This window comes from Clostridium aceticum (assembly GCF_001042715.1).
Classification (GTDB): Bacteria; Bacillota; Clostridia; order Peptostreptococcales; family Natronincolaceae; genus Andreesenella; species Andreesenella acetica.
Genome location: NZ_CP009687.1, coordinates 351,801 through 372,385 on the forward strand (window position 1 = coordinate 351,801; position 20,585 = coordinate 372,385).

Annotated in this window: 21 protein-coding genes and 1 riboswitch; of the genes, 17 read left to right on the forward strand and 4 right to left on the reverse strand. The window is 35.6% G+C overall.

The annotated features are described in order from the left end of the window. Window positions 1–352 precede the first annotated feature (352 nt). From CACET_RS01625 to CACET_RS01635, 3 genes are all read left to right on the forward strand, one after another. Window positions 353–1,645, forward strand: a complete 1,293-nt coding sequence (locus tag CACET_RS01625) for an MFS transporter (RefSeq protein ID WP_044826159.1) — start codon at window positions 353–355, stop codon at window positions 1,643–1,645. 85 nt (window positions 1,646–1,730) lie between these two features. Then, a complete protein-coding gene (locus CACET_RS01630) occupies window positions 1,731–2,237 on the forward strand; it encodes a hypothetical protein (RefSeq protein ID WP_044826160.1) in 507 nt (168 codons plus the stop codon). 162 nt (window positions 2,238–2,399) lie between these two features. Next, window positions 2,400–2,522, forward strand: a riboswitch (FMN riboswitch). 131 nt (window positions 2,523–2,653) lie between these two features. Then, entirely contained in the window at window positions 2,654–3,271 is a 618-nt protein-coding gene (locus CACET_RS01635; RefSeq protein WP_044826161.1) for an ECF transporter S component, read from the forward strand. 23 nt (window positions 3,272–3,294) lie between these two features. Here CACET_RS01635 and CACET_RS01640 read toward each other — a convergent pair whose 3' ends face one another. Further along, window positions 3,295–3,954 (reverse strand): hypothetical protein, encoded by a 660-nt coding sequence (locus CACET_RS01640; RefSeq protein WP_044826162.1) that lies wholly within the window; start codon window positions 3,952–3,954, stop codon window positions 3,295–3,297. A gap of 252 nt (window positions 3,955–4,206) precedes the next feature. Between CACET_RS01640 and tsaE the strand changes: the two genes are divergently transcribed. The 7 genes from tsaE to CACET_RS01675 are packed head-to-tail and all read left to right on the forward strand — an operon-like array spanning window position 4,207 to window position 10,263. Then, the gene (gene tsaE, locus CACET_RS01645) at window positions 4,207–4,665 is read left to right on the forward strand and encodes a tRNA (adenosine(37)-N6)-threonylcarbamoyltransferase complex ATPase subunit type 1 TsaE (RefSeq protein WP_201774970.1); all 459 of its coding nucleotides are present in this window, start codon (window positions 4,207–4,209) and stop codon (window positions 4,663–4,665) included. Further along, window positions 4,662–5,363, forward strand: coding sequence for a tRNA (adenosine(37)-N6)-threonylcarbamoyltransferase complex dimerization subunit type 1 TsaB (gene tsaB, locus CACET_RS01650; protein WP_044826164.1), 702 nt, complete (start codon window positions 4,662–4,664; stop codon window positions 5,361–5,363). The genes tsaE and tsaB overlap by 4 nt, the downstream gene beginning before the upstream one ends. A gap of 3 nt (window positions 5,364–5,366) precedes the next feature. Next, the gene (gene rimI, locus CACET_RS01655; RefSeq protein ID WP_341411450.1) at window positions 5,367–5,816 is read left to right on the forward strand and encodes a ribosomal protein S18-alanine N-acetyltransferase; all 450 of its coding nucleotides are present in this window, start codon (window positions 5,367–5,369) and stop codon (window positions 5,814–5,816) included. Window positions 5,817–5,840: 24 nt separating this feature from the next. After that, complete coding sequence (locus tag CACET_RS01660; RefSeq protein WP_044826165.1) at window positions 5,841–7,094, forward strand: efflux RND transporter periplasmic adaptor subunit; 1,254 nt, start codon at window positions 5,841–5,843, stop codon at window positions 7,092–7,094. A gap of 18 nt (window positions 7,095–7,112) precedes the next feature. Continuing rightward, window positions 7,113–8,318 carry an ABC transporter permease gene (locus CACET_RS01665; protein WP_044826166.1) on the forward strand — a complete coding sequence of 402 codons (1,206 nt, stop codon included), beginning with the start codon at window positions 7,113–7,115 and terminating at the stop codon, window positions 8,316–8,318. 30 nt (window positions 8,319–8,348) lie between these two features. Next, the gene (locus tag CACET_RS01670) at window positions 8,349–9,557 is read left to right on the forward strand and encodes an ABC transporter permease (RefSeq protein WP_044826167.1); all 1,209 of its coding nucleotides are present in this window, start codon (window positions 8,349–8,351) and stop codon (window positions 9,555–9,557) included. A gap of 10 nt (window positions 9,558–9,567) precedes the next feature. Continuing rightward, a complete protein-coding gene (locus CACET_RS01675) occupies window positions 9,568–10,263 on the forward strand; it encodes an ABC transporter ATP-binding protein (RefSeq protein WP_044826168.1) in 696 nt (231 codons plus the stop codon). Between the two features lie 33 nt (window positions 10,264–10,296). Here CACET_RS01675 and CACET_RS20330 read toward each other — a convergent pair whose 3' ends face one another. Further along, complete coding sequence (locus CACET_RS20330) at window positions 10,297–10,461, reverse strand: hypothetical protein (protein ID WP_158385939.1); 165 nt, start codon at window positions 10,459–10,461, stop codon at window positions 10,297–10,299. A 264-nt stretch (window positions 10,462–10,725) separates the two neighbouring features. Between CACET_RS20330 and tsaD the strand changes: the two genes are divergently transcribed. Together tsaD and CACET_RS20335 are read left to right on the forward strand one after the other, a co-directional pair. Beyond that, a complete protein-coding gene (gene tsaD / locus CACET_RS01680; protein ID WP_044826169.1) occupies window positions 10,726–11,769 on the forward strand; it encodes a tRNA (adenosine(37)-N6)-threonylcarbamoyltransferase complex transferase subunit TsaD in 1,044 nt (347 codons plus the stop codon). A gap of 105 nt (window positions 11,770–11,874) precedes the next feature. Beyond that, a complete protein-coding gene (locus tag CACET_RS20335) occupies window positions 11,875–12,039 on the forward strand; it encodes a hypothetical protein (protein ID WP_158385941.1) in 165 nt (54 codons plus the stop codon). A 356-nt stretch (window positions 12,040–12,395) separates the two neighbouring features. On the opposite strand, the gene CACET_RS01685 is transcribed toward CACET_RS20335, so the two are convergent. Beyond that, window positions 12,396–14,309, reverse strand: coding sequence for an ABC-F family ATP-binding cassette domain-containing protein (locus CACET_RS01685; protein ID WP_044826170.1), 1,914 nt, complete (start codon window positions 14,307–14,309; stop codon window positions 12,396–12,398). 424 nt (window positions 14,310–14,733) lie between these two features. On the opposite strand from CACET_RS01685, the gene CACET_RS01690 reads away from it, so the two are divergent. Together CACET_RS01690 and CACET_RS01695 are read left to right on the forward strand one after the other, a co-directional pair. Beyond that, on the forward strand, window positions 14,734–15,375 hold the full coding sequence (locus CACET_RS01690; RefSeq protein WP_044823255.1) for a redox-sensing transcriptional repressor Rex: 642 nt from the start codon (window positions 14,734–14,736) through the stop codon (window positions 15,373–15,375). Window positions 15,376–15,612: 237 nt separating this feature from the next. Beyond that, on the forward strand, window positions 15,613–16,071 hold the full coding sequence (locus tag CACET_RS01695; RefSeq protein WP_044823254.1) for a MarR family winged helix-turn-helix transcriptional regulator: 459 nt from the start codon (window positions 15,613–15,615) through the stop codon (window positions 16,069–16,071). A gap of 62 nt (window positions 16,072–16,133) precedes the next feature. Here the strand turns inward: CACET_RS01695 and CACET_RS01700 are convergent, their stop codons facing one another. Continuing rightward, entirely contained in the window at window positions 16,134–16,304 is a 171-nt protein-coding gene (locus tag CACET_RS01700; protein ID WP_044823253.1) for a 4Fe-4S binding protein, read from the reverse strand. A gap of 240 nt (window positions 16,305–16,544) precedes the next feature. Between CACET_RS01700 and CACET_RS01705 the strand changes: the two genes are divergently transcribed. The 3 genes from CACET_RS01705 to mtnK all read left to right on the forward strand — a co-directional run bounded on the left by CACET_RS01705 (window position 16,545) and on the right by mtnK (window position 20,351). Next, window positions 16,545–17,360, forward strand: coding sequence for an Asp23/Gls24 family envelope stress response protein (locus CACET_RS01705; protein ID WP_044823252.1), 816 nt, complete (start codon window positions 16,545–16,547; stop codon window positions 17,358–17,360). 187 nt (window positions 17,361–17,547) lie between these two features. Next, on the forward strand, window positions 17,548–18,801 hold the full coding sequence (locus tag CACET_RS01710; protein WP_044823251.1) for a Glu/Leu/Phe/Val family dehydrogenase: 1,254 nt from the start codon (window positions 17,548–17,550) through the stop codon (window positions 18,799–18,801). A 341-nt stretch (window positions 18,802–19,142) separates the two neighbouring features. Beyond that, a complete protein-coding gene (gene mtnK, locus CACET_RS01715) occupies window positions 19,143–20,351 on the forward strand; it encodes an S-methyl-5-thioribose kinase (RefSeq protein ID WP_044823250.1) in 1,209 nt (402 codons plus the stop codon). Window positions 20,352–20,585 lie beyond the last annotated feature (234 nt).

Consider the following 20,585-nt stretch of genomic DNA (forward strand, 5'->3'; position numbering starts at 1 on the left):
ATTATAAACTTTATAAATTATGGATAAGTTATAATTTCCGTTATTGGTTTCAACAAAGTCGTCCTTTAAATCTTCCAAAGGAAGACTTTGTTCTAAACCATAATTTGTCATCCTGAGGGGAGCAAAGTTCCTAGTTATTCCAAGATCCTTCGCTACGCCCAGGATGACAGTTCGGCAGAAATTTAGAAATAATTGTATTAAGTTAACGCTTATGATGATCGTATAAAGAATACTGGAATAAAATAGAACAATACGTATTTATTGGCTTTTATGCTAGGAATATTTTTGGTAGAATGAGATTAGTATACATATAAGTCTGATAAATAGAACAGATCAAAGGAGAGAAGCATAAGTGACCGAAGAAGAAGTAAAGAAGCTGAAGACCTATAGGTGGTATGTATGGGGTTTACTGGTGATAGCATATGTTATTGTATTTTTTCATAGATTAGCTATAGCCGTAGTTAGAGAGGAATTGGTAGAGGCATTTGAGATTACCAGTACGACTTTTGCTAATTTAGGTTCTGCTTATTTTTATCCCTATATGGTGATGCAAATTCCTTCAGGAATCTTAGCTGATTCACTAGGTGCCAGAAAGACAGTAACTTTGGGTACCCTGGGAGCGGCGGTAGGTTCTATTCTATTTGGGTATGCTCCGACAATAGCCATAGCTTTTATAGGAAGAATTTTAGTGGGAATAGGGGTATCGGTAGTGTTTATAGCTATTTTAAAGGTACAATCCCAGTGGTTTTTTGAAAGAGAATTTGCTACTATGTCAGGAATCACCGCTTTTGTAGGAAACTTAGGGGGAGCTTTTGCTCAGACACCCCTTGCTATGCTGGTAGCATATTTTACATGGAGAAGTACTTTTGTGGCTGTCGGTATTATTAGTGGAGTAGTTGCTTTACTATGCTATTTGATTGTAAGAGATTCTCCAAAGGATATGGGTCTGCCTACTATTGAAAGTGTTGAAGGTAAGAAAAGACAGACAATGAAGGTACCACCCTTAGGAGAAGGGCTTATAAAGGTCTTGTTGAACAAAAGAACTTGGCCGCCTTTCCTTGCTTTTACTGGTTTTTTTGGCGCCTTTATGGCATTAACCGGTACTTGGGGACCTAGTTACTTGATAGAGGTGTATGGTTTTCCACGACAGATTGCTCCAAACTACACAACGGTAGCAATACTAGGGCTATCTTTAGGCTGTGCTGTCATAGGGAAGATTTCAGATGTTATGAGAAGTAGAAAGTTACCTATGCTGGTTTTCGGTGGGATTTATGTGGTTACTTGGGGAATACTGGTTTTTGTAGGAGGGGGGAAGCCGCCAGTAGAAATATTGTATCCTTTATTTTTTATTATGGGTGTTGGGTGTTCGACTTTTGTGTTAGGTTGGGCATGTGGGAAGGAAGTGAACCATCCTAGTATTGCAGGAATATCTACCTCAGTTGTAAACATAGGAGGGTTTTTAGGAGCTGCTATACTACCACCAATTTTAGGAAGAATTTTTGATCGCTATCATGATGTATTAGAAGCAACAGTTTTGTTTCAAAAAGCTTTTATGTACTGCTTTATTTTTGCAGCAGTAGGATTTGTATTTATTTTCTTTGTAAAAGAAACTCACTGTAAAAATATATATAAAGAAAGTAAGTAAAACAATATTTTTTGAAACTTTTTTCAAAGTAAAGTCGTCTAATAATAAGTCAGGTAGAGAAAATTTTGGTAAAAGGGGTTTTATCATGGAAACAATGCCTTTAAAGGTTGTGATCTTCAACGCTATACCGGAGGCAATGCTACTGATTTATTTGGGATTGATCTTAGTAGGAATAAGACCAGATAAAAGGCGGGTCTTCATCGCAGGAATTTTTCAGGGGGCTGTTTGTTATTATGTCAGAAAAGATTTTGATTTTGGTATCCATATTTTATTGCAATACTTTTCTTTTGTATTGTTAACATGGTTGATCATAAGGGTTCCCTTTGTGGCTTCACTTATAGCCATGACAGTAGCGATGACGATGGCGATATTATTAGAGAGCACTATAGGGCTGAGTATACCTTACTTTACAGGAATTAGCATCCTAGAAATTATGTCAAGGGAAGGGTTAAGAATGTTGAGCTTCTTGCCTTATCTAGTTGTTTTGATAACCATCACTTATTTCGTTGAAAAGTATAGGTTCACGCTAGAGCAAGAGATTAAAATACTAAAAAAACTAAATGGCAAACTGCATGGTGAGTCAACAAAGTAAGTTGGTTTTTGTTAAGTCTAAAGTGCCGTGGAGTCAAGGTCTCTGTTACTTGATGAAGCAGACAAGCAACAGCTTGATTTCTAAGTCTTAGAAAATATTTGATCAAGTATTGCACTAAATCAAAAAAAGGTGTATAATAAGTTCAATAAAACTACATAAAAATTGTTTCTTCAGGGCAGGGTGAAATTCCCGACCGGCGGTGATAGTCCGCGAGTCGACAGTATTGTCGATTGAACTGGTGAGATTCCAGTACCGACAGTAAAGTCTGGATGGGAGAAGAATAATACAAGAAGTTTTTGTAATGCCGCAACACGCCTGAAGAGTAAATCTTTTGGCGTTTTTTATTTATTAAAAAAATTTCTTTGTATTCTCCTAAATATTTATTTTTATAATTAATTTTTAGGGAGGCGTTATTTATGCAAAATCTAGGAAAAACAGTAAGTTTAAAGAAAAACAAAGTATTTGCCACCACCAACTTAGTGAAGATGTCGGTTTTAGCAGTAATAGCTTATATTTTAATGTTCGTACACTTTCCTCTACCCATCTTTCCAGGGTTCTTGAAAATTGACTTAAGTGATGTACCAGCTTTAATAGGAGGGTTTGCATTAGGACCTATAGCTGGTGTGATGATTACCTTAGTTAAAAATATTTTACACTTCTTAACGAAGACTTCTACTGGTGGTGTAGGGGAATTATCCAACTTCATTGTAGGTACAGCCTACGTAGTACCAGCAGCCATGATTTATCACTTGAAAAAGGATAGAACCCATGCCCTTATAGGTGTGTTAGTAGGAACAGTTGTTATGACCGTTGCAGGAGCATTGTCTAATACCTACTTAATTATTCCTTTTTACTCAAGGATTATGCCGATTGATGCTATTATACGTATGGGAACTGTTGTTAATAGCAGAATTGTAGATGTACCAACCTTAGTACTTTATGGTATTACACCTTTTAATATTTTCAAAGGACTATTAATGGCTTTTACCACTTTATTGATTTATAAAAAAATATCTCCAATTCTTAAAAAATAAGACTGCTGCAGCAGTCTTATTTTTTAGTTGTCTTTTCTTCCTTTAGCATTGGCATTGCTGTTTCTATTATTACCGTTAGAATTTTTTTCCTTTGCAGATACAACTGTATTTTTTGCATCTTCATTTCTTATCTTTTCAATAGATTCTGATGAAATATTTTTTTGAGACGCTCTTTTTTCCTTTACTTTTATATCAATCACCTGTTTCTTTGCCTCTAGATTTTCTCCATCCTCTTTTACTTCTTCTAAAACCTCTTGGATCTCTTCGGTAGTGTAGTTTAAAATTTTAAGCTGTATTTTATCAATATTTTTTTGAATAGCTGGTTTTGCTGGGTCAGCTACTCGATGGTAGACTTTTTCATATTGTTGCAATTTCCTATATAGGTTTTGCAGGAGCTTGTTAAGTACTTCTTCTTTGTTCTTTTTGTCTTCAGCAATCACTGGATCATTTTCCTCTTCATCTAGTTCTTCTAAAATCTCCTCCAGTAGTTCCGCCAGCTCCTCTTCGCTTAATTCTAACTTTTCTACAACGATTAGAAGCTCTTCAAAGGCTTCCTCCATATCTTCTATGTCTACCACAATAACAATATCCTCTTCCTTATGTATACTTTCCGAAGCAAAGGCATAGGCGAAAGAGCCAATTAATAAAGAACCTCCCAAAAATAATGCCAACATTTTTTTCATATGATGTACCTCCCTGTAGTATTTTCTCAACATAGTATACGAAAGATCTTTCATAGAAAAGGTATTCTATAAAAAAATAAGTCAAAAGCACTAAATTATATCTCTTTCATTGGGAATATAAAAAATTTGTCGTATATATGGATAAAAAACTCAATTATGTTAAAATAAAGTATGGAGAGATAGGAATTCGCTCATAATTTGCAAGAAGATATACAAGAATATAATAAAAAGAAAAAGTAAGTAGGTGTATTGATGAAATGTATCAAATCTTTTAATGAACAAGAAACAAAAAACTTAGGAATAAAGCTAGGAAGATTGGTGAAGCCCGGGGATATTCTATGTCTCATAGGAGATTTAGGGGCTGGCAAAACCACTTTTACAAAGGCTTTTGCTATAGGACTGGAGGTAGAAGATGATGTTACCAGTCCTACTTTTACGATTCTACAGGAATACCAAGGGAGAATACCTCTGTACCACTTTGATGTATATCGGATAGAAAATATTAATGAAATGGAAGATATACCTTATGAGGAGTATTTTTATGGCAATGGTGTATGTGTCATTGAATGGGCACATCTGATTCAAGAAGTTTTGCCAAAGGATTATATGAAAATTCAAATAAACTACGTGGATATAGAGCTAAGAGAAATCTGTTTTGAGGCCACCAATGAATATTATAAAAAACTAGTGGAGGAGTTGTTACAACAATGAAAGTACTAGCCTTAGATACTTCATCCATAGTAGCCACTGTAGCTGTTCTAGATGATGAAAAATTGATGGGAGAATATATTATAAACCATAAAAAAACCCATTCTGAAAAACTTATGCCTATGATAGAAGAAATCCTTAAAAGTTGTGAGGTATCTCCCAAAGACATCGATGTATTTGCTGTGGCCTTAGGACCAGGCTCCTTTACAGGGCTTAGAATTGGTTTAGCTACTATAAAGGCAATGGCTCAAGCCTTGGATAAACCAGTAGCAGGGGTTTCTACGTTGGAGGGACTAGCCTTTAACTTAGTACATTGTAAAGGGTTGATTTGTCCGATTATTGATGCACAGCAGGACTTGGTATATACGGGATTATATCAATGGCATCAAGAACTTTCCAAAGTTATGGAGGAAGATGTTGTTTCTATAGAAGATTTACTAGACACTTTAAAAAGTAGAAAAGAAGAAGTAATTTTTCTTGGAGACGCTTTGGAAAAATTTCAAGAGCAGATTACCAGAGAACTAGGTGACTTAGCAATATTTCCGCCAAAGATTGTCACTATGCCAAGGGCTTCTTCCATAGGAGAATTAGCTAGAGAAAAAGTAAAAAAGGGAGAATTGAAAAAGGCATCGGAGGTTCTGCCGGTGTATATGAGAAAGTCCCAAGCAGAAAAGCAGTGGGAAGAGCGAAATAGGGGTTAATGAATGATGGAAAAATTAGTGGTAAGAAAAATGCTGATGAAGGATATTCCTAGTGTAGTAGAAATAGAAAAACAATGTTTTCCTATTCCTTGGACGAGAGGAGCCTTTGAAACAGAGCTAAAGAAAAATAAGTTGGCACTTTATATGGTGGCTACTTGGGAAGGTCAGGTAGCTGGGTATGGAGGCATCTGGATGGTTGTAGATGAAGGGCATATTACAAATATAGCAGTTCATCCAAACTTTCAAGGAAGAAGAATTGGTGAAGAAATTGTAAGGGCTTTGATGAAGGAAGTAGGTACGAAAAGGATTGATCGAATAACTCTAGAAGTTAGAAAATCCAACATGATTGCTCAAAATCTTTACAAAAAATTAGGTTTTGTAGCCTGCGGCATAAGGCCTGGGTACTACAGTGACAATGGTGAAGATGCTTTGATTATGTGGAAGGATATTTAAGGAGGAAACTTAGGGGGAAAGAAAATGTCAAAAACTAAGTGGAAGAAGAAAATGATGATTGTTGTAGTAGCAGCGGTGGTGATGGTGGCTGCAATAGTAACAGTTACTGCCATGAGGGGTAAAGAACAGAGGGCTTTTGTAGATGTATTTGCCCTACAGAAGGGTGCGATAGCCGTAACAGTGCCAGCAAATGGTGTATTAGAAGAAGTGGAGAAACAGACGATTTATACAGAAACCAATGTGAAGGTGGTCTCTGTGGAAGTAAAAGAAGGAGATTTTGTAAAAGCTGGACAAGTATTAGCCACACTGGATAGCGAAGATTTAGGAAATCAACTAGAAATTAAGAAAAAGATGCTGGGAATGGAGAAAATTGAACTAGCAAAGTTAGAAGGGGATCAAGAAGAAGCTGTTGCAGAACATCGCCGTAGAATAGAGCGAAGCTTTAGCTTAGTAGAGGAGGCTAAAGCATCGTTAGAAAGAAGTAAAGAATTGTATGACCATGGGGCTATACCGCAACAAGCCTATAGAGATGAAGAAAGAGCTTATGAAGATGCCTTAAGAGACTATGAAGAAATAAAAGAAAAGCGAGTTTCTGCTGAATTTGATATTCAAAGGATGCAAAAGAAAATCGCCATCACAGAATTAGAAATTCGTGAAATACAAGAGAAGATGGGAAAGCAGCAGAATAAAATCATTAGCCACATAGATGGGGTTGTTACAGCGGTGCATCTGGAGGCAGGAAGTATTGCCAATCCAGCTAATCCTAGTTTTGTTATTTCCAATACAAAGGATTTAAGAATTGAGATTAAGGTAAGCGAATATGACATTGCTAAAGTAGCGTTAGGTCAAGAGGTAGAGATTCAAACAGATGCGGTAGCAGACAAAACCTTTAGAGGCGTTGTAGAAAAAATAGCTCCTGTAGCCAGAAGAGAATCTACAGGTCAGACAACCGAGACAGTGATTGCTGTAACCATTAAGGTGGAAGAGACAGATGACTTACTAAAGCCCGGGTTCACTGTAAAAACAAAGATCATCAACCAACAGCAAGAAGATGTTTTGTTGGTGCCTTTTGATACTATTATGACAGAAGCAAATGGTGCAAAGACTGTTTTTGTAGTAGAGGAGGATATCTTACATAGGGTAGAAATACAAACCGGCATAGAGTCTGATTTTGAAATAGAAATTATTGAGGGATTAGAAGTAGACCAAAAAATTGTTTTAAACCCTTCGATGGATCTGCAAGAAGGAATGAAGGTTCTTGTAAATGAGAGGAAATAAAAATAAGGAAGGATTGTTATGAATCTATTAGAAAATATTGGGTTAGCTTTCTCTACCATTTGGGCAAATAAGATGAGATCTTTTCTAACCATGCTAGGTATCATTATTGGTATTGCTGCAGTAATAGCCATATTGGCTATAGGTAATGGAGGAAGGTATCAAATACAAAAGAGTATGGAACAGTTTGGAACCAATCGCTTAATGATCTATATGAATTGGGACAACCAGAGAGAAATGAGGCTGAGGGATTACTTAAATGATAGAGATATAGAAGCAATTAGCAGTATTAACGGAATTGAGGCTATTACCCCTCTTTACGAGGACTGGTCCTCTATCCGTGTTCAAAATCAACATATGGATGTCGTCTTAATAGGAGCAAATGCCGATAGTCAGGTTATTACAAACGTTGAAATGATTAAAGGAAGATTCATCACTGATCGTGATGTAGACAACTATAGCAATAGTATAGTGATTTCTGAAAAAGAGGCAAGAGAACTATTTGGAAAGATGGATGTTCTTGGGGAAACTGTCACATTAAATAGCTATAGGGGTCCAGTGGACTTTCATGTGGTAGGAATTACGAAATATGAAGAAAACTTTTTCAGTGGCACGATGAATGATGGCAGAGCACAGGTTTATGTACCAATTACAACAATTATGCGGATTTACAATCAAACTGTATACTATGGTGTAAACTTAAAGATTACCAATAGAGAGGATATGGACCGCATAGGTCAGCAGGTAGTAAGATTATTGGAGAGGGTACATAATAATCAAGACATGTATACGGTATTTAACCTTGAGCAAATGATGCAAACCATCACCGGTGTCATTAATACCATAACAACAGTGTTATCCTTCATTGCAGGAATAGCCTTATTGGTGGGGGGGATTGGCATTATGAATATCATGTTGGTTTCTGTAAGTGAAAGAATACGGGAAATTGGTATTAAAAAAGCTATAGGGGCAAAGAGGCGTACAATACTGTTACAGTTTCTAACAGAATCTTCTATTATATCCTTAATCGGAGGGATTATAGGAATTTGTCTGGGCTTTGTTTTAGGAGCTGGTGCTTCTTTTCTTTTAAATATGCCACCTCTTATCAGCGCAAAGGAAGTGATGCTTGCTTCATTGCTGGCGATGGCAATAGGTATGGTATTTGGTGTATACCCTGCCAATAGAGCTGCAAAAATGGACCCAATAGAAGCTCTTAGATATGAGTAGGAAATTTGTTCTTAAAAGGAAGGTAGAAAAATGTTATTAATAGAAACCTTTAAGATAGCGTTGCAAAGCATCTGGGCAAATAAAATGCGTTCTAGCCTAACGATATTAGGCTTGGTTATAGGAATCTTATCAGTGGTGGTGATTACCACCTTAGGCAATGCTGCTCAAGCGGATATGACGGGAGCCTTTGATAAATATGGTAGAGGGAAATTAACAGCCAGCCTAAATCATAATACTGAAAGACCAGTGGTTTATCGGGACTATTTCAGTGATGATGATATAGCAGCTATCGATAGAATGGAAAGGGAAGTAGTAGCCGTATCAGCTGAAGTAAGAAGATGGATGACGATTCAGTATGAGCAGAAGGAAATGAGCATAGATATGTACGGAGTAAACCATAACTATGATGAAGTGGAGACGGTGGACCTTCTTCAAGGCAGGTTTCTAACGGAAGAGGATTTGCTGGGGAGAAGAAATGTAATGATTATTGATGAAAAGACAGCAAGATACTTATTTGGTTCCACTGATTGTATCGGAGAAGTTGTGACACTTACCACTGGATGGTATACTACCGAATTGATGATTATAGGTGTGGATAAACTGTCGGACTCTGCTATCTTGAATATGGCTCAAGGAAATTATGCCTACGGTTACATGCCAATATCAGTAGCGTCTAGGATGAATGCTATTGATAGATATCCTAGATTTACCCTGCAGGCCCAAGAGGAACTAAACCTAGGGATGGTGGGGGATAAAGTGCTGAGTTTGTTGGAACGAAGAGGTAAGGAAAAAAACATGTATCGAATAAATACCCGTGAAAACCAGTTTAACCAAGTTACTGAAGGCCTAGGATTTTTGACGGCAACAATATCTGGTATCGCTGCTATATCTTTAGTAGTAGGTGGCATTGGAATTATGAATATTATGCTGGTATCAGTAACAGAGCGAACTCGGGAGATCGGTCTTCGAAAAGCTATAGGGGCGAAGTCTTCTGTGATTCTATTTCAGTTTTTAGTAGAGGCCGTTATTCTTTCTGTATTTGGAGGAATGTTGGGTTTGGCAGCAGGAGGTATGATTAGCTTTGGTATCGTAAATTTTCTAGGATTACCCTTTATTCTGTCAAAGAATACAATTGTCTTAGCTTTTCTTTTTTCAACAGTGGTAGGAGTCACTTTTGGCGTATATCCAGCTAAGAAGGCATCAAAGCTAGACCCTATTGAGGCTCTAAGATATGAGTAAGTGAGGTGTTATGATGATTACTGTTAAAGAGTTAAACAAAGTCTACGAAAATGGCAGTATAGCTGTACAGGCACTAAAAAATGTAGATTTAGAAATTGAAGAAGGAGAGTTTGTAGCTATTACTGGAGCATCAGGTTCTGGAAAGTCCACCTTTATGAATATTATTGGTTGTTTAGATCGAACAACTTCTGGATTGTATATACTAGATGAGGAAAAAATAGAAGATTTATCTGATTACGAGTTAGCAGAAATCCGTAATAGAAAAATAGGATTTGTATTTCAATCCTTTAACCTATTGCCCCGAACCTCTGCCTTAAAAAATGTAGAACTTCCTATGCTATATGCAGGTATATCAGGAAAAGAGAGAAAACAAAGAGCACTGGAGGCATTAGCAAAGGTAGGATTAGCAGATCGCGTGCATCATAAGCCAAATGAATTATCAGGGGGCCAGAAACAAAGGGTGGCAGTGGCCAGGGCATTAGTAAATCGCCCTGCGATTATTTTAGCAGATGAACCTACCGGCAACCTTGATTCAAAGGCTACGCAAGAGGTAATGGAGTTGTTTGAAAAGCTGAACCATGATGGTGTTACAATCATTATTGTCACCCACGAGCAGGAAATTGCTGAAAGGACAAAGCGAATTATAAGTTTTCGAGATGGAGAAGTTATTTTAGATGAAAAGAAACTTGGAGATAAAAATATTTAAATCGATAGAAGCTGTAAGCTCCTATCGATTTGTCTATCTGGCTTTATTATTTTTTGATTTTCTTCCCTTTTCTACTTGAAAAACAGCTAAATCAGTTGCATCAACGGGATAAAGCATACCATCAGGCATAATGTTTTCGCTGCCCAATCGTTGGGTTAAGCTTCTTTCAGGGGAAGCAGTTCGATGTCTTCTAGCCATCATCATCAACTCCTTTATAAAAGAAGAGATCAAAATAAAAAAGCAAAGTTAAATAAACTCTATAAATAGTATAAACAAAATCAAGGAAAACTAGTAATTTAAAAAATTCCAAATGCAAAATTTTTGCAACTAATATATAATCAATATGATGATAAGTTATGGTTTAAGTTAACGCTAATGTAATCAATATAGAAATAGTGGATAATCTAAATAGATAAGATTTTAAAAAATGTAATCTTAGAAAAAAAGGAGAGAAGAAGTACTATGCCTATTGATACTACAAAAGAGGATGTTATTACTCTGGCCATTGAAAGCAGCTGTGACGAAACTTCTGTTAGTGTGCTAAAAAACGGTAGAACCGTTTTATCTAATATTATTGCTTCACAAATAGAACAACATCAAAAATTTGGTGGTGTTGTCCCAGAAGTAGCTTCTAGGAAACATATTGAAAATATTAATATGGTTATAGAAGAGGCTTTAGAGGAGGCGAAGGTTTCCTTTGACGATATTACTCATGTAGCCGCTACCTATGGTCCTGGACTAGTAGGAGCGTTATTGGTGGGCCTGTCGGCGGCAAAAGCGATTGCCTTTGCAAAGGGAATTCCTTTAAATGGTGTAAATCATATAGAAGGTCATATTTATGCAAATTTTATTGAACATAAAGAATTAGAACCCCCTTTTATATGCTTAGTTGTTTCAGGTGGACATACCCACTTGGTGTATATGGAGGACTATGGCAGTTATGAAGTATTAGGCAAGACGAGAGATGATGCTGCTGGCGAGGCCTTTGATAAAGTAGCTCGAGCCTTAGGATTAGGGTATCCTGGTGGTCCTCAAATTGACAGACTGGCAAAAATGGGGAATAAAGAAGCCATCCTTTTTCCAAAGGCGTATTTAGAGGAAGGAAGCTATGATTTTAGTTTCAGTGGATTAAAATCTGCTGTGTTGAATTACCTCAATTCTCAAAAAATGAAAGGAAACTCAATTTCTGTAGAAGATGTAGCTGCTAGTTTTCAACAGGCAGTTATTGAAATATTAGTAGAAAAAACGATAGCCTGTGCTGTAGAAAAAGAGACGAAACAAATTGTTTTGGCTGGAGGAGTAGCTGCCAATAGCGGTCTTAGAGAATTGTTGCAAAACAAAGCAGAAGAAAAGAGAATAGATTTAAAATACCCTTCTTTACAGTTGTGTACAGATAATGCTGCTATGATTGGTTGCGTAGGATACTACAACTATATCAGAGGTTACCGATCAAGTTTGAGTCTAAATGGCGTACCGAACCTAAAAATTGGAGAGGTACATTCATAATATTTGAAAAATTTACTAAAACTACATAAGATTACTTGTATAAGCCACCACTCCTCCTATGATATAATGAAGTGAACAAACCAATACAATAGGGGGAGAGTTTATATGGAAATGTTGTCATGGATGAAAAAAGTGGACAGATCTATGGAAAAAAAGGCACTCTTAGAATTAATTGATGAAATGCATGGCGTGATTCAAGCACTACTAGAAGAAAACAAAGAATCTAAAAGTACTATACAAAAATTAGCAAAAGAATCACAACAACAATAGTTTCTACATAAGGATCTTTTACATAAGGATATGATAGGAATGATAGCAAACTTTATGTTAATGAAAAACCCTGCTCTTGGTATAGAGAAGGGTTTTTATTTTTTTTGATTTATACAAATTATACACATAAATAAAAAACAAACCTGTTATAAATGTGGATAAGTATCAAATAAGCCTATTGTAAGGGGTAAACATGTGGATAACTCTGTGGAAACTGTGGAAATCTTGTGGATGAATGTGGATATACTTCCTCCCTATAGTATATGCTGTTTTTCTATAGAATATGCCTCGAAAATTTTGTTAACATAAAGTGAACTCCTTCTAATAGATTGAAGTAGCCGTCAATTGAAGCATCTTTATACTTCGCTCATCTCCCATAGCTCATAAAGTTCACTGATTTTTTCTTTCACTTTGACAGTTTCTTGATGGATTTCTTTGCTTTTGTCAGGGTTAGAATAAACTTCCTCTTGGCACATCAAGGCCTCCAACTGAGATAGTTTTTCTTCTAGTGTCATGATTTCCTCTTCTATTTTTTCACGTTTTTTAGATAACTGCCGAGCCCGATCCCGCTCTTCTTTTTCTTTACGGCGCTCTTCCTTCAACTGGGTTTTGGTTTTGGTAGGAACATCTTCTTCTTCAAAAAACTGACCCTTTTTCTTTTCTACGTAGTAGTCATAGTTGCCTAAAAAAGTTTCTGCGCTATCACAGTTTAAATCCACAATTTTGGTAGCTACTCTATTTAAAAAGTAGCGGTCATGAGAGATGACAAAGATAGTACCATCATATTGTAAAAGAGCCTCTTCTAACACTTCTTTAGAGTCAATATCTAGATGATTGGTGGGCTCGTCCAATAACAGCAAGTTTGCTTTAGATAAAATCAGTTTTAAAAGAGATAATCTTGCCTTTTCACCACCACTTAAAGTAGATACTGTTTTAAAAACATCTTCTCCTTTAAATAAGAAGGAACCTAAAAGGGTTCTTACTTCTGTTTGATCCATATAGGTATGCTCATCCCAGACTTCATCAATAATGGTTTTGTCAGGATTTAAGCCCTCTTGTTCTTGATCGTAATAGCCTATGTAGACATTATGACCTAGACGGAAATCCCCTGCTGTAGCTTGAAGTTTATTTAAAATGATTTTAAACAACGTGGATTTTCCTACACCGTTGGCACCAATCAATGCTACCCTTTCCCCGCGATAAATATCAAAGCTTATATTCTGAAACAGTGCTGTATCATCAAAGGATTTACCAAGACCTTCAATGCTGAGTATATCGTTGCCGCTTTTTACAGCTGCTTGAAACTGCATTTTTGCCTTCCCCTGCTGACTTGGCGGGGGAGAGATTTCCTCTATTTTAGCAAACTGTTTTTCCTTACTTTTGGCACGGTTCGCTAATTTTTCCGTGCCATGCTGATGTAATCGTCTAATGATATCTTTTTGACGGGTTATTTCTTTTTGCTGCTCTACATATTCTTTTAATTGTTGTTCTCGAATCACTTGCTTTTTTTTCGTAAATTCTGTATAGTTACCATGATAGCTTTCTAACTGATGGTTTTCTATCTCCATGACCCGATTTACTAATTGATTTAAAAAATATCTATCATGAGAAATAATTAAGATTGTGCCGTTATAGTCCTTAAGAAACCCTTCTAACCATTCAACAGCTTCGATATCTAAGTGGTTTGTTGGTTCGTCCAACATGAGAAGATCTGGCTTTGACAGCAATAGCTTAGCAAGAGAAACTCTAGTTTTTTGTCCACCACTGAGATGTAGAATTGGTTGATGGAATTCTTCTTCAGTAAAACCCAGTCCACGTAAGACGCCTCTTACTTCACTGCGGAAGCCATAGCCATTTTTTTGGTTAAAAGTATCCAACATTGTGGCATATTCTTGCATGGAGGTTTCTAACGCTTTAGAAGAGTTTGGGTTTTTTCCTAACTCTGCAATGTTATATTCTAAGTCTCTGAGCTTCTCTTCCATTTTTACCAGATCAGAAAATACAGAGATTACCTCATCATAGATCGTATGAGATAGATTTAAAATGTTGTTCTGCTCTAGGTAACCGATTCTGGTAGATTTGGCTACATACAATTCACCATCATCATAGGAAAGTTGTTGGCAAAGTATTTTAAAAAGAGTGGATTTACCAGCACCGTTCATGCCAACTAAAGCTACTTTTTCTCCTTTGTTTATACTAAAAGTAATGTTTTTTATAATTAAATCAACACCAAAAGATTTTGATATATTATTACAAGATAATACAATCATTTTTATAATGTCCTCCTAAAATTATTGCTATATTCATCAAGTTTTTTTACGCTTTATGAATGTATCTATAATTAATTTATATTTTAATAATAGTTTAGCAAAAAAAGTGGAAATAATAAAGGTAAACCGAATATATAGTAATTAGAAGACTTTGTTAAATAAAAGATTTACACTAAAAAAATTTTTTGTTATAATACACTAATATAGAAAGGTTTATTTGTTGTAAGCTAGATAATGAAGTGTACAACACAAAACTTTTTGTTATATTGAATAAAAAACTGGTATAAAGATTAGGGAAAAGAATTTTAAAGGCTTTGTAGATGTAGAATAACTCAGTACATACCTAATTTATATAAAGAAAACTTTACATTTCTTCTTTTATGAAAAGATAGAGGATTAAAAACTAATAGTGGGAGACGATTGCATGGCAAAAAGTTATAAAAGCATATCTATGGCAGTGATACGTAGATTACCGAAATATCACAGGTATTTAAAAGAATTAATAGACAAAGAAGTTTATCGAATTTCTTCAAAAGAACTAAGCGCTATGATGGGATTTACCGCCTCACAAATACGACAAGATCTAAATAACTTTGGCGGTTTTGGTCAACAGGGGTATGGTTACAATGTTGAGGAACTTTATAGAGAAATTCAAAAGATTTTAGGACTAACCATTACCTATAGAACCGTGATTATAGGATCAGGTAATTTGGGTCAGGCAATTGCTAACTATACGAATTTTCAAAAATATGGTTTTAAATTATTAGCCTTATTTGATACCAACCCTAAGTTGATAGGCATGAAGATTAGAGATGTGCCAGTATTTGATATTGATGAATTACAGGGTTTTATCGATGAAAAGCAGGTAGATATAGGTATTATTTGTACACCAAAAGAGTTTGCTCAAGATATAGCAAATAAACTTATCAAAGCAGGTGTATCAGCTATTTGGAATTTTGCACCTATAGATCTTAGAGTGCCAGAACATGTTATTATTGAAAATGTCCATCTAAGTGATAGTTTGTTTATACTATCTTATCTGTTGAGCAACCAAGAAAACTTATAAAAGCATGGTAAAAGAAAGTGACACAAATTCCTAGTTCATAAGGGAGGAAGGTCGCTTTTGTTTTATTCTTTTTTGCTTTTAAAAGAACAGATAAAAGAGAAGAGGATTGTCAATTAATTAACAATAAGATATACTTAAGAAAACTATAGATTGATGGTATCCTGTTGGCACGGCAAGGGGATATGAAATATTTATAGCAAAAACTATATAACAATAATGATTTAAAAAGGTGATGGGATGAGAAATTATTATATTGAAATTAATGAATATTTGTACAAATTAATAAAAAACACTATTTTCTATGATAGAAATGGGATTCTCCTTAATGGTGTAGTGTTATCTATAACAGATATTCTTGTATTAAAGGCATTGGGGGATGATAAGGAAAAAAAGATGTATGAGATTATTGATGATTTGGGTCTAGATCGCAATACCTTTGCAACGATTATTAATAAATTATTACAGCAACAATTTATAATAAAAACAAAGTCGAAAAGAGATAAAAGAGTGCAAATTTTGAGTTTAACAGAAAAGGGGCAAGAGGCATTTTGTGAAATAAGCGATAAGGAGAAGAAAATACTTTTTTCGTTGTTAAACGATTTTTCTTTTAATGAAGAAAAGGCAATATTAAAATTTTTAGTGAAGTTGGACATGCTCCACAAAGAAAAAAGCAAAGAGCAAGAAGAAATGCAATGAAAAAGTGCAATGAAAAAGTGGCAGTACAACCTCATGTGCCACCACTTTTCAGTCAACTAAAATTATTTTTGAACAGGTGCATCTACAGGACAAACGTTAGCACAAGCACCACAGTCAATACATCCTTCAGCGTCGATTACATATAAGTCGTCTCCAGCTGAGATAACATCTACTGGACATTCTGGTTCACATGCTCCACAGTTAATACAAGAATCATTAATTACATAAGCCATGGTCAATTCCTCCTCTTCAATATGTATAGTTTGCTTTCCTACAATTAGTATTATATCAAGGAGAAAATAATATAATCAACAAATAAATGAAATTTTTGGACAAAAACGTCAAAATATAATGATTTTCATTTTAATTATGCTGCTGTATAAAATAAATAAACTATGTTAAAATAAGTAAAAGTGATGATAAGAGGGACATTGAAAAAGGGTTTTCAGTGGTATCTATTTAGGGGGTTTTTTATGAAGGTAGTTGTATTAGTAGGTTCTAGTGGGACTGGAAAAAGCTATCAAGCCGTCCATCTATCAAAAATAAAGAAGATTAATTATATTATAGATGATGGTTTGCTGATTAAAGGTAATAAAGTGGTAGCTGGGTATTCGGCAAAACGAGAGAAGTCCAAAATGGCTGCTGTTAAAAGAGCGTTGTTTTTGTCGGAGAACCATAAGGAAGAGGTAACGAAAGCTCTAAAAAAAGAAAACCCAGAAGAAATTTTAGTTTTAGGAACCTCAGAAAAAATGGTGAATGCCATAGTAAAAACCTTGGAACTTGGAGAAATTACAGAGAAGGTTTTTATACAAGATATCGCTACAGAAGAAGAAATTAAGTTAGCTAAAAAAGTTAGAAATAAAGAGGGGAAGCACGTCATTCCTGTTCCTACCTTTGAAATAAAAAAAGATTTTTCTGGATATTTTTTAAATCCTTTAAGAGTTTTAAGAAAGTTAGGAAAAGGAGAGCATCAAGAGTTGGAAGAAAGATCAGTTGTTCGGCCAACCTTTAGTTATATGGGCAAGTATACCATATCTGATAAAGTGATTAGAGAACTTGTGCTGTATACTGCAAACAAAATTATTGGGGTATATAAGGTAGAAAATGTAGATATTACCAACATGCATGCAGGATTAATTATTCAGCTAGATGTAAAAATTATTTATGGTAACCCAATTAGACCTTTGATGGAAAGACTACAGGAGCAGGTAAAGTATGAGGTAGAGGAAATGACGTCTTTCAATATTATGGCTGTTGATGTAGCTGTAAAAAGTTTAGTCATCCAGTAGTAGATTATTTACAACTAAAATAAGGGTATGTTATAATGCAGGTGAAGGTTATGAAAAGGATTTCATAACTACATAATAGCTTATAATATATAACCTAAAAGCAGCCATTGTAATTTTATGACCGACGAAACCTACACTACACTTTTTATCACCATATTAAAAATACTTTTAAGGAGGATTTATAAACATGGGAGAAAAGCACATTAATGTATTTGAAACAGCACAACAGCAGGTAAAACAGGCATGCGACAAATTAGGTGCAGATCCAGCGGTATATGAAATACTGAAGAATCCAATGAGAGTATTAGAAGTAGCTATCCCCGTTAAAATGGACGATGGTACAGTAAAAAGCTTCATTGGTTATAGATCACAACACAATGACGCTGTTGGGCCCTTCAAAGGTGGAATTAGATTTCATCCTGATGTAACAATGGACGAAGTAAAAGCGCTTTCAACATGGATGACCTTCAAATGTGGTGTGGTAGGTATACCTTATGGTGGTGGTAAGGGTGGTATTATCGTAGACCCCTCGAAACTATCCCAAGGAGAACTTGAAAGATTATCTAGAGGTTTTGCAAGGGCTATTTCACCGATTATTGGTGAACGGGTAGATATTCCAGCTCCTGATGTAAATACAAATGGTCAAATTATGGCTTGGATGGTAGATGAATATCACAAAGCTACTGGTAGATTTGAGCCAGGTGTGCTTACAGGGAAACCTGTAAACTTCTATGGATCTTTGGCAAGGACAGAAGCCACAGGCTATGGAGCAGCTATTATGGCAAGGGATGCTGCTAAAAAAATTGGTATGTCTTTAGAAGGAGCAAGAGTTGCTATCCAGGGTTTTGGTAATGTTGGTAGCTATGCTGCCATCTATATTGAACAAATGGGTGCGAAGGTAGTGGCGGTTTCTGATGCATCTTGTTGTCTTGTAAAGGAAGATGGATTAGATATTCCTGCATTAGTAGAATATACAACAGCCAATAAGTTTATAAAGGGTTTTAAGCAGGCAGAAAAAGAGTTAGATAGGAGTCAATTAGTCACTACGGATGTAGACATTCTCATACCTTGTGCTTTGGAAAATCAAATTACAGCAGAAAATGCAGGTCAAATCAAAGCAAAAATTATTAGCGAAGGAGCAAATGGTCCTACTACACTTGATGCTGACAAAATTCTCGATGAAAAGGGTGTTGTTTTAATTCCGGATATCTTAGCAAACGCTGGTGGGGTTACAGTATCTTATTTTGAGTGGGTACAAAACTTAATGAGATATACATGGACGTTTGCAGAGGTTCAGGAAAAACAAGAGCAACTAATGGTAAAGGCATTTGAAGAGATTTGGGCATTAAAAGAAGAGCATAATGTGAATATGAGAGTAGCAGCATACATGATGTCCATTAAGCGGGTTTCGGATGCCATGAAGCTAAGAGGATGGTACTAGATATATTTATAGATGAATTTACCTCGAGTTCTCGTAAGAACTCGAGGTTTTTATACATGTTTTTGTCCTTAGGAGCTTAAGATTCTTCGCTGTGCTCAGAATGACACTTTCGTTAGACCTTAGAGACTTTTTGCTAGGCTAGGTTCTTACATAGGCTGACGGGGAGGCTTTGTTAAATAAAAGATAAAGTAAAAACTGCTAGACTTGTATAAAAATCTATTATATAATGTTCAAAAAAGGTGGAAAATTCAGATAAGCACTTCCAAAACAATTTTTTTAAGCCAATGCATGAAAACGATTTCTTTTAAAAAGGTATAAAGTCAGAGGAAGAGGGGGAAATTATGGCGGTCAATTACAAAGCGTTGACAGAAGCTACTGCAGTGGAGTATGTGAAGAAAAACTTAGATATTTTTTCTGAAGAGGCTGCTCTTCAATGTAAAGAAATTGGAGATGGAAACTTAAATCTAGTATTCCGTGTTTGGGAGGAGGCTTCTGAAAAAAGCATTATACTAAAGCAGGCCTTACCTTATGCGAGAATCGTGGGAGAGGCAATGCCAGTAACATTAGAGCGTGCTAGAATAGAAAGTGAAGCATTGATGTTACAGGGAGAACTATGTCCAAACTTAACACCTAAGGTATATCGCTTTGATAGGGATTTATATCTGATTGTTATGGAGGATCTATCTGACCATATTATATTGAGAAAAGGCTTAATTGAGGGTAATGAATATCCTAATTTTGCAGAAAACATAGGCGTCTTTATGGCATACACACTTTTCTTTACTTCTGACTTAGGCATGGACCAGATGAAGAAAAAACAAATGCAAAAAAAATTTATCAACCCAGAGCTTTGTAAAATTACAGAGGATTTAGTATTCTCTGAACCTTACTTTGATGCGGCAGGAAATAAAATAGAACCTCATCTACTAGATAGAGTAAGAAAAAACTGGAATAATCAAGAGCTTATAAAAGAAGTGGCAATCCTAAAGGAAGGCTTTATGACGAAGGCACAGGCCTTGATTCATGGAGATCTGCATACTGGCAGTGTCTTTGTAACCGAGGAAAGTACGAAGGTAATCGATCCAGAGTTTGCCTTTTATGGTCCAATGGGTTTTGATATAGGAGCTATTATAGGAAACTTTATTTTAAATTATATTGCACAAGCTGCCCATATGGAAGAAGATCAACAAAAACTAGAAAGCTATAGAAGCTACTTATTAAAAAGTATAAAGAAGATATGGAAGGAATTTTATAAGAACTTTATGGAGTTATGGGAAGATAATGTTACTGCCCCTATGGAATCCAATCTTTTATATAAACAAGTGTATATGAGGAATTTGTTTGAAGATACTTTAGGCTATGCTGGCTGTAAAATGATTCGAAGAATTTATGGTTTAGCTCATGTGGCGGATATTGATAATATTAAGGAACTGGAACAAAGAAAAAAGGCCCAGTTATTAGCATTAGATATTGGTGAAATTCTTGTTTTGCAGCGTAAAGAAATAAAAAATATTGACGAAGTGGTAGATAGAATAAAGGCTTTTAATTAACTATACTTTATTATCATTAGCGTTAACTTAAGCCATAATTTGTCATCCTGAGTGGAGCAAAGCGGAATCGAAGGATCTTAGTGTTAGTAAAATCCTTGGCTACTCCAAGATCCTTCGCTACCCTCAGGATGACAGTTTAAGAGAATTTTAGTAATAATTGTATTAAGTTAACGCCTATGACTTTATTATAAAGGTATTTGAGAAAACCCAGCACAGTTACGCATATGTTTATGC